Raw genomic sequence first — 9,600 nt, forward strand, 5'->3', positions numbered from 1 at the left:
TGCCGTCGGTTCGATCAGTCGGCGGTCACCGGATCGCGCTGCGCCACCGACCTGATCAGCGGTCGCGCGAGGTCGGCCCAGTCCGCCGGAGCGATCGCCAGTGATCGGTCGAGGCGGGCCGCGTTGAAGAAGATCTCCTCGGGTTCGAGCAGCGCCGGGTCGGCGAGCAGCCCGAGGTCCCGCTGAAAGGCGAAGGGGACGATCGATCCGCTGCGGCACTGGGTGAGCCGCTCTGCGGTCCGTCGGTCGGCGAACGCCGTCCGGTCGCCGCCGAGATGGTGTGTGACGGCTTCCAGGTCGACCCGGCGGTCACCGGGCACGACGACGACAGTGTGCCGCGGCGGGCTCCCGGCGGTCCTGGTGCGGACCACGATGCATTTCGCGGCCTGCCGAAGCGAATGCCCGCGCATTTCACTGGCCTCGGCGGTGCGTCCTTCCGGTCGGTGGTCAATCAGACGAAAGGGCGTCCCGGACGACGACATCATTGTCATGATCCGGTGGTAAACGCCGTATTCGGGCTCGTCCGTGAGCTCAGTGCTGTTCACGGAATTTCCTCCCTCGAAAGGCTGGCTCGAACGTAATGCCCGAAGCGATCGGAAATCCGGGGCTGGCCACTAGCTGTCATGGCCGGAATCGGTCAAACGGTCGGGCCGAACCGGCGACTCCGCCACCCCGCGTGGACGGCCATGTACGGATCGTCGCCGATCGGGGTGTCCATCGGGCAGGCGGTCGCCCGGGTGCGCAGCTTGCTGACAGCTCCGTAGGACTCCGGGAGCGCCGCGCTGTTCGATGACGGTGGACGGAGTCGCACGTCATGGGGGTAGCCATGAGGGAACTGTCGAGCACACCAGCGCCGGCTTCGCGCGGCCGCCGGTTCGGGGACGAGGTCGAGCGGGGGCTGTTGGAGGTTCAGGCCCTGATCGAGGACACCGTGATGAGGCACCGCGACTTCGTGTCCCGAGCGGCCGTCGTCGCGGCGGTGCCGCCGGACGAGGAGGAGCTGTCCGCCGAGGCGGCCCGGTTGATCGGGCGTACCCGGCACGGGCTCCAGGTGGTGCTCGCCTCGGACGTACCCAGAGCCGGGGCGATCTACGGTGCTCTGGGTGAGATGCTCACGTCCTGCGGTGACGAGGTCACCGTGCGGATCCTGTGCGTGCCGGAGACGCTGGACCGGGAGTTCCTCCAGGAGCAGCTCGACGCGGGCTGCCAGCTGGAGGCCAGGATCTGCCAACTGCCGTGGATGGAGACCATCATGGTCGACCACCAGGTCGTGCTTGCCTGCGCGGACCTGGTGACCGGCAGCCGGCGGGCCGCGGTGATCCGGGACTTCTCCGTGATCCGCACCATGCACAACCTGTTCGCGGGCGTCTGGCGGCGTGCGGTTCCGGTCGAGGCCCGGCCCGACTTCGGGAGCACGGCCCGGCGGGAGTTCGCCCAGCGCATCCTCGACCGGCTGAACGCCGGTGTGACGGACGAGGTGGCCGCCCGGGACCTCTCGGTCTCGGTTCGCACCTACCGCCGGTATGTCGCCGAGATCATGGAGCAGCTCGGCGCGAACTCCCGCTTCCAGGCCGGGGCGCGGGCCGCCGAACTCGGGCTGCTGACCGGAGGGCAGTCCCTGCACGAGGCTCGTCGTACCGCCTGACCTGCGGCGCGATACCGCCGGCCGGGCGGTGGCAGCTTCCTGAAACGGGCATTGTCGCCGCTCCGGGCGGCCGGATAGAACTGGCGTCGGACACCAGCGGTCGGCGAACACCCGTTGGGGGCAAAGTAGTCGGTCGAGGGCCGGACAGTGGTCCGGACCCGGCCCGGGACCTCGTCGCCGACCGGGATCCGCTCCGCGGATCGACCTCAGCTGTACCGAAAGCCTCCGGCAGCCACCTCCCCCGGGCGGGCCGCCGGAGTCGCCGTTCCGGGTGAGGAACGTGCCGTCGCGGTGGGCAACGGCGCGTTCCGGGCGGCGGCACGCGGCGGAGCCGGCCCTGCACCCCCGGCGGGACCGGCTCCGCCTCAGACCCCGACGACTCGGTGATCCGCCGGCTGGAAGGTGTGGGCCATGACCCCCGAACCGATCGCGCTGCTGTTCCCCGGACAGGGCACCCAGAAGCAGGGCATGGGCGCGCCCTGGCGGGACACCGAGGCGTGGTCCCTCGTCGATACGGTCTCCGAGCGGGCCGGCGAGGACGTCGCGGAACTGCTCCTGCACACCGACGGCGCGCTGCTGCGCCGCACCGATCTGGCCCAGCTGGTGATCTTCACCGTCGACGTGATGGCCTTCGACGAGGCACGGCGGTGCGGACTGTGGTCCGACGTGCCGGTCGCCGCTTGCGCAGGCCACAGCCTGGGCGAGTTCGCCGCCCTGGTGGCCGCCGGGGCGCTCGGGCTCGCGGACGCGGCCGGGCTGGTCGCCGTGCGCGGCCGGGCCATGCGGGAGGCGGCCGAACTGTCCGACGGCACCATGGGAGTGCTCGTCGGCGCGCCGCTGCCGGATGTCGAGGCGCTGGCTGCGGACGCCCGGGCCGCCGGGCACCGGGTCTGGGTGGCCAATGTGAACGCGCCCGGCCAGGTGGTGCTCTCCGGCTCCGTGGCCGGGGTGGCGGCGGCCGCCGCCGAGGCACCGGGGATCGGGGCCAAGCTGATCAGCGTCCCGGTCGGCGGGGCCTTCCACAGCCCGTACATGGCGCCCGCGGCCTCGCGGCTGCGGGCCGCGCTGGCGGGCGTCGAGTTCGCCGCGCTGCACACCCCGGTGGTCGCCAACGTGGACGCCCGCCCGCACGCGTCCGGCGCCGACTGGCCGGAACTGATGGAACGCCAACTGGTCTCGCCGGTGCTCTGGGAGACCGCGATCCGGACGCTGGTCGACCTGCTCGGGTGCGAGCGGCTGATCGAGTTGGGCCCCGGCCGCACGCTGGCCGGCATGGTCCGCCGCATCGCACCGGCGGCCGAAGTGCTCTCCGTCGACAGCCCGGTGGCCCTCGGGGCCGTCGGCCCGGCGGTGTCGGGTGTGCGGGGATGACGTACGGACAGGAGAGGGAGAGATGATCGAGAGCGCAGTCGGCAGCCGGTGGTTCCGGCGTTACCCGCCGTCGGACGGCAGGGCGGTCCAACGGCTGGTCTGCCTGCCGCACGCGGGTGGGACCGCCAGCGCCTTCCACGGCTGGGTGGACCACCTGGGCGGCGGCGTGGAGGTGTTGGCCGCCCGCTACCCCGGTCGGCAGGAGCGGATCGCCGAGGAATGCATCACCGGCATGACGGAGCTCGCCGAGGCGGTCACCGAGGCGCTGCTCCCGTTCCTCGACCTGCCGGTGCACCTGTTCGGCCACAGCATGGGTGCCTCGCTCGGCTACGAGGTGGCGCTGAAGCTGGAGCGGGTGCACGGCGTCCAGCTGGCCGGACTATACGTGTCGGCCCGCAAAGCGCCGCACCAGGTGTCCCCGAAGCCCACCCACCTCGGCGGTGACGAGGCCGTGATCGAGGAGGTGCTGAGGCTCGGCGGTACCGAGGCGGAACTGCTTCGCGACCCGGACCTGTACGAGCTGGTGATGCCCGCTCTGCGCGCCGACTTCGAGATCGTCGGGACGTACCACGCCAGGCCGGCGTATCCGGTGAACTGTCCGGTGGTCGGCTATGTCGGCGACCGCGACGAGATCACCCCGGCCGACATGGCGGCCTGGGCGGACGTGTCCACCACCTCCTTCGACCTGACGGTGTTCCCGGGCGGCCACTTCTACCTGATGGACCAGCGGGACGCGCTGGTGCGCGATCTCGCCGCACGGATCGCGTGACGTGATGGGTACCGTGACCTCGGAGCCGAGCAGCGGCGTCGGCGTCCTGGACAAGACCTCCCTGCTGCTCGGCGTGCTGGCCGACGGCCCGGCCTCGTTGCGGACCCTGAGCGAGGTCACCGGCCTGTCCAGGGCGACCGTGCACCGGCTCGCGCTCGCGCTGGAGAGCATCCGCCTGCTGACTCGGGACGCCCGGGGGCGGTTCCTGATCGGCCCGCGGATCGGCGAGTTGGCTGAGGAGGCCGGCCGGGACAGGCTGGTGCAGAGCGCCGGGCGCGTGCTGACGGAGCTGCGGGAGCGCACCGGGGCCAGCGCGCGGCTCTACCGGCGCCACGGCGGCCTGCGGATCTGCGTGGCCACGGCGGAAGGCCCGGGCACCGGGCGGCAGGCCCGGTCGGCGGAGGGCGTGGCGCTGCCGATGAGGGCCGGTGCGGGGGCCCAAGTGCTGTTGGCCTGGGAGGACCCGCACGAGATCGCCGAGACGATCCGGGGAGCCGGCTTCGGTGCGGTCACCCTGACCAAGGTGCGCCAACAGGGCTGGGCGCAGAGTCTGGGGGCGGGCGAGCTGGGCTTCGGCGCGGCCGCGGTGCCCGTGCGCGGAGCCGACAGGCAGGTCGTGGCCGCGCTCGTGCTGGACGGGCCGGTCACGCTGATGTCCCGGACTCCGGGCCAGCAGTACGGCGGGCTGCTGATCGACGCGGCCGCCGAACTCGGCGCCGGGCTGACCTGATCGGCCCGCCGCGCAGTCCTGACAGCTAGCTGCAGAACACCTTGTCCGTTCCTGAGGGAAGTCGATAGAAATCAGTCCGGCTGATCATTACGAATTCCTTGGAGACAGTGATGGCAAGAAAGCCGCCGCGCTGGTACTTCTCATTCAGCAGCGCGTACTCCTGGATGGCGTACCGGGATCTGATCACCCGGTACCCGGACGTCACGGAGGCGATCGACTGGCTGCCGTTCTGGGAGCCGGACGACGCCCACCACGACCACCTGGAGTCCTCCGGGGTGCAGCTGCCCTACGTGGAGCTGTCCCGGGAGAAGCACCTCTACGTGCTCCAGGACATCCGCCGGCTGGCCGTCGAGCGGGATCTACAGATGGTCTGGCCGGTGGACCGCGCGCCCAACTGGGAGGTCTCGCACCTGGCCTACCTGGTGGCCAGGGACCACGGCAGTGGCCGGCAGTTCATCGACGAGACCTACCGGGCCAGGTGGGAGGAGGGACTGGACATATCCTCCCCGGAGGTCATTGCCGGCATCGGTGCCGGGATCGGCCTCGATCCCGATGTGCTGGGCGGAGCCTGGCAGGACCCGGACGTGCGCGCCCGGGGCCTGGAGGCATTCAACGCCCCCTACCGCGACGGGGTGTTCGGGGTCCCGTACTTCATCGACGGCTACCAGCGCTTCTGGGGCATCGACCGGCTGCCCGGATTCGTCTCCGCGGTGCGCCACCGCATGGCGGCCGCCACCGCGACCGCCCGCTGACCAACGTCGGCCGACGTCAATCGACGCCGACGCCCGCAACATCCGCAACCAACCGACAGGAGTCCGATCCATCATGGCGACCAACCCGTTCGAGGACGACAACGCCTCCTACTACGTCCTCGTCAACGAGGAGAACCAGCACTCGCTGTGGCCCGCCTTCGCCGAGGTCCCGGCCGGCTGGACCGTCGTGCACGGCCAGGAGAGCCGCGAGTCCTGCCTCGAGTACATCAACACCAACTGGACGGACATGCGCCCGAAGAGCCTCGTCGAGGCGATGGGCGCCTGACCCGCAGTCACCTGACGGCGGCTCCCCACGGCCGCATACCACACTCAGGCCCCGGTCCGACCCCACGCGGACCGGGGCCTGCCGTCTGCCCGCTGGCAGTTACCTGCCAGCCTGCCCCGGGGAACCGGCCGATCCCCGGCGCCGGACCTAGGGTCGGGTTCGAACGACCGCGCTGATGCTTCGCCCGGAGGAACGATGACCGCGCTGACCGCCGAGCCCCGGCCGGACTCCTTGGTGGCCCGCCTGGCCCTGACCGATCAGGGGCTCACCCATCGACTGCACCGCGGCTTGGCCGACGCCGAGACCAGACTGCGCGAGGTGGCGGCCGATGTGCCGAACGCGCTGGTCGCCGAGTGGTCGCGGTACCTGATCGAGGCCGGCGGGAAGCGGCTGCGCCCGCTGCTGGTGCTGCTCGCGGCCGAGTTCGGCACGGGGACCCCCGTGGACCGGTCGGACCGGGTCCAGGACGCCGCCGCGCTGGTGGAACTGATACACGTGGCGTCGCTGCACCACGACGACGTGATGGACGGCGCCCGCAGCCGGCACGGCGTGCCGAGCGCCCCGGCCCGCTGGGGCAACCGGACGGCCGTGCAGCTCGGCAACCGACTGCTGATCAGGGCCGGCCGGCTTGCCGCGGACCTGGGGGGCGAGGTGGTCAGGCTGCAGGGCAGCGCCGCCGAACGCCTGGTCCATGGCCAGCTGCGGGAGTTGACCGGTCCGGCGGCGGGGGAGTCCCCGCTGACCCACCACTTCGCGGTGATCGCCGACAAGACGGCCTCGCTCATCTCCCTGGCGCTGCGCGTGGGCGGCGCGGTGGCGGGCGTGCCCGCCCCGGCCGTCCGGGCGCTCGCCGAGTACGGCGAGCACCTCGGCATCGTCTTCCAACTCTCCGACGACCTGCTGGACTTCGCCGCCGACCCGACGGAGTCCGGCAAGGACGCCGGGATCGACCTCGCCGTCGGGGTGCGCACCCTGCCGGTGCTGCTGGCGCTCAGCGAGGACGGACCGCGCGCGGCCGAGCTGCGCCGGCTGCTGGAGGGCGGGCCGCTCGCCGACGAGGGCGGCCGCCGCCGGGCGGCGGAGCTGCTGCGCAGTTCCACCGCCGAGGCGCGCGCCCGCGAACTGCTGCACTCCTACGCGGCGGACGCCCGCGACGCGCTGTCAGACCTGCCGGACCTCCCGGCCCGGGAGGCGCTGGCCGGTCTGGTGGGAGTGGTCGAGCACCGTAACTCCTGAACACCGCACCTCCTGACGCCTGTTGACGCGAAGGGGCCGCCGGGGTCGGATTCGGACCCCGGCGGCCCCTTCGCCGTCGCCGACGCAGGTCAGCCCGTGGTGCGGCCGCTGCCCACCAGGAGGGGCTCCTCGCCGGCCGGGGTCGGCACCTGGTCCTTCAGCCCCGGCCACCAGGCCCGGCGGCCGAGCAGCGTGGTGGCGGCGGGAACGAGGAACAGCGCCATGACGAAGGCGGTGAGCAGGATGCCGAACGCCACCGCGAAGCCCATCTGCTGGAGCATCGAGTTGTCCGCGAGCATCAGGACACCGAAGGTGCCGGCCAGGATGATCGCGGCGGCGCCCATGGTCGGCGCGGACCGGGCCACCGCGTGCTTGACCGCCGCCCGGGGGTCGTTGCCCTCGCTGATCTCCTCGCGCAGTCGGGCGATCATGAGGATGTTGTAGTCGGTGCCGATGGCGACCACGAAGAGGTAGACCAGGATCGGCAGGCTGAACATGACACCGTTGGCGCCCTTGATGCCCTGGAAGAGCCAGACCGTCGCGCCGAGGGTGGCGGCGAAGCCGAGGCCGACGGACAGCATCAGGAACCACGGAGCGACCACGCTGCGCAGCAGGAGGCCGAGGATCAGCATGATGGCGAGTGCGGCGACCGGGAACACCACAGTGTAGTCGTGGTTGGTGGCGGTGCGGATGTCGGCCATGACGGCGGTCATGCCGCCGACCAGGGCCCGGGTGCCGGTCGGTGCGGCAGCGTGTGCCTGGTCCCTCAGGGCGCCGCCGACCAGGTCGATCGCCTTCTCATCCATCGGCTTGTAGGTCAGCGAGACGCTGAACTGGGCGACCGTGCCGTCGGCGGAACGCACCGCGGGGGAGACCTGGGCGACACCGCCGATGCCAGCGAGCTTGTCGTGGTAGGAGGTCAGTTGGTCCTCGGCCAGCTTGCCGCCGCCGGTGTTCTCCAGGAACACCAAGGTCGGCTCGGCCCGGCCGGCCGAGAACGCACCCTGCAGGTCGTCCATTGCCTGCACCGACTCCAGGTTCTTCGGCAGCGAGCTGCCGGAGTCGAAGTCGGCCTTGAACCCGAGGGCACCGGCTGCGAGCACCACCAACAGACCGCCGGAGACCGCCGCGACCAGCCCCGGACGGCGAGCCGTCAGGCCGCCCACCTTCTGGGCCAGGGCGTTCTTCGGCTCGCGCTTCCAGGCCTTGGAGGGCCAGAACGCGGCCCGGCCGAGCAGGGCGAACACGGCCGGCACCAGCGTGACGCCGGCGACCAGGCTGACCCCGACGGCGATGGCGAGCGAGGGGCCCATGGCGCGCAGCATGCCCATGGTGGAGAGGGTCAGCGCGAGGAAGGCCACCGCCACCGCGCCGGCCGCGGAGGCGATGGTCTCGCCGACGCGGGCGACGGCCTCGGCCATCGCGGGGCGCGGCTCCATCCCGGCCCGCAGGAACTCGCGGTAGCGGAAGAGCAGGAAGAGCAGGTAGTCGGTGCCGACGCCGAACAGCACCACGATCAGCATGGTCGAGACCGAGGAGTCGGCGGTCAGGCCGAAGAGGGAGCTGGCGGTGGAGATCAGTCCGGTCGCGGTCAGGTAGACCATCAGGATCACCAGCACCGGCAGCAGCGCGATCAGCGGGCTGCGGAAGATGACGCCGAGCAGGATGATGATCAGCAGCAGGGTCGCCATCATGATCATGCCGTCGGTGTTGCTGCCGGAGTCCTGGGAATCCAGCGCGGTGGCGGCGTCGCCGGTGACGCCGACCTTGAGGCTGGTGCCGTTCAGGAGCTCCTTGACGTCCACCCGTAGCTGTTTGACGTCGTTGGTGACGGACTCGTCGTACGAGTCCTTGATGTCCGCGTAGACCTGCGCCAGGCCGATCCGACCGTCCGGGGAGACCGAGCTCGGGTCGGTCTGGACCTTCTTGAGGTGGGCGTACTGCTTGGCCTCCAGGCCGGCGGCGATCTTCGCCAGGTCGGCCTTGTCGGCGTCGGTGAGCGCGGCGCCGTCGGTTCGCTTGAAGACGGCGATCGCGGCGGGCTGGTCAGGCCCGGGGAAGGCGCGCTTCTGCACGTCGGCCACCTGGACCGACTCGTAGTGCGAGGGCAGGAACTCGGCCTGGTCGGTGGTCGACTTGAGCTTGGGCGCGAGCGCGGTCAGCGCGACCGCCGCGACCAGCCAGGCTGCAACGACCAGCCATGGCCGACGGACGACGAACCGCCCGATCCGTGTGAACATGACACTCCTTGCATTTCGAAGCCCCGGCACCGGGGGTGATGCCGGGCGGGCGATCCGAACCGATGGATGGTGCGCGATCAGAGTTCGCGATCGCAGAGGGTGAGGCTGCAGCATCGCACCGTCGCCCTCGTTCGCACCCGCGCCGTGGCAGCTTGTGGCCACTCGGCCCGGACCGCTCCGCTTGTCCGGCGTGGGCGGTTCAGCTTGCGGACGGTCCGGGGGGTGGACCGTGGCGGCCCGGGCCGGGCCCTGCCTACCGTCGATTCACCGTCGAGCGTTCAGAGGGGGGATGGCCGGTGCCGGGTACCGCGTCAACCGCGTCCACCATGCGTGACCGGGTCGAGGAGCTCCAGGGCCTGCGGGCCGGCATCCGTTCCGGGGATCCAAGGGCTACCGAGGCCCAGCATGGCAAGGGTAAACTGACGGCCCGTGAGCGGATCGACCTGCTCTTCGACCCCGGCACCTTCCAGGAGTTGGAGCCGCTGCGCCGGCACCGCGCCCAGGGCTTCGGCCTGGAGGCCAAGAAGCCGCACACCGACGGCGTGATCGTCGGCTGGGGCACCGTTCACGG

Annotated in this window: 11 protein-coding genes; 8 read left to right on the forward strand and 3 right to left on the reverse strand. The window is 71.6% G+C overall.

The genetic code is table 11. The features are described 5' to 3' along the window. Nucleotides 1–14 precede the first annotated feature (14 nt). Together ACWC9T_RS10365 and ACWC9T_RS10370 are read right to left on the reverse strand one after the other, a co-directional pair. The gene (locus ACWC9T_RS10365) at nt 15–545 is read right to left on the reverse strand and encodes a YbaK/EbsC family protein (protein ID WP_449820627.1); all 531 of its coding nucleotides are present in this window, start codon (nt 543–545) and stop codon (nt 15–17) included. A 92-nt stretch (nt 546–637) separates the two neighbouring features. Further along, entirely contained in the window at nt 638–811 is a 174-nt protein-coding gene (locus ACWC9T_RS10370; RefSeq protein WP_449820628.1) for a hypothetical protein, read from the reverse strand. Between the two features lie 15 nt (nt 812–826). Here ACWC9T_RS10370 and ACWC9T_RS10375 point away from each other — a divergent pair, with 15 nt between their 5' ends. From ACWC9T_RS10375 to ACWC9T_RS10405, 7 genes are all read left to right on the forward strand, one after another. Continuing rightward, nucleotides 827–1,645 carry a LuxR family transcriptional regulator gene (locus ACWC9T_RS10375; RefSeq protein WP_449820629.1) on the forward strand — a complete coding sequence of 273 codons (819 nt, stop codon included), beginning with the start codon at nt 827–829 and terminating at the stop codon, nt 1,643–1,645. A 411-nt stretch (nt 1,646–2,056) separates the two neighbouring features. Then, entirely contained in the window at nt 2,057–3,016 is a 960-nt protein-coding gene (locus ACWC9T_RS10380; protein WP_449820630.1) for an ACP S-malonyltransferase, read from the forward strand. A 22-nt stretch (nt 3,017–3,038) separates the two neighbouring features. After that, on the forward strand, nt 3,039–3,785 hold the full coding sequence (locus ACWC9T_RS10385) for a thioesterase II family protein (RefSeq protein ID WP_449820631.1): 747 nt from the start codon (nt 3,039–3,041) through the stop codon (nt 3,783–3,785). 4 nt (nt 3,786–3,789) lie between these two features. Further along, nucleotides 3,790–4,515: an IclR family transcriptional regulator gene (locus tag ACWC9T_RS10390; RefSeq protein WP_449820632.1), complete on the forward strand. Its 726-nt coding sequence runs from the start codon at nt 3,790–3,792 to the stop codon at nt 4,513–4,515. A 110-nt stretch (nt 4,516–4,625) separates the two neighbouring features. Next, entirely contained in the window at nt 4,626–5,267 is a 642-nt protein-coding gene (locus tag ACWC9T_RS10395) for a DsbA family protein (protein WP_449820633.1), read from the forward strand. 73 nt (nt 5,268–5,340) lie between these two features. Then, nucleotides 5,341–5,553: an MbtH family protein gene (locus ACWC9T_RS10400; RefSeq protein WP_449820634.1), complete on the forward strand. Its 213-nt coding sequence runs from the start codon at nt 5,341–5,343 to the stop codon at nt 5,551–5,553. 195 nt (nt 5,554–5,748) lie between these two features. Beyond that, nucleotides 5,749–6,789, forward strand: a complete 1,041-nt coding sequence (locus ACWC9T_RS10405) for a polyprenyl synthetase family protein (protein ID WP_449820635.1) — start codon at nt 5,749–5,751, stop codon at nt 6,787–6,789. 89 nt (nt 6,790–6,878) lie between these two features. Here ACWC9T_RS10405 and ACWC9T_RS10410 read toward each other — a convergent pair whose 3' ends face one another. Next, nucleotides 6,879–9,029, reverse strand: coding sequence for an MMPL family transporter (locus ACWC9T_RS10410; protein WP_449820636.1), 2,151 nt, complete (start codon nt 9,027–9,029; stop codon nt 6,879–6,881). Nucleotides 9,030–9,355: 326 nt separating this feature from the next. Here ACWC9T_RS10410 and ACWC9T_RS10415 point away from each other — a divergent pair. Continuing rightward, on the forward strand, nt 9,356–9,600 hold a 245-nt coding region (locus tag ACWC9T_RS10415; protein WP_449820637.1), incomplete at its 3' end, for a carboxyl transferase domain-containing protein.

The organism is Kitasatospora sp. NPDC001159 (assembly GCF_053598235.1).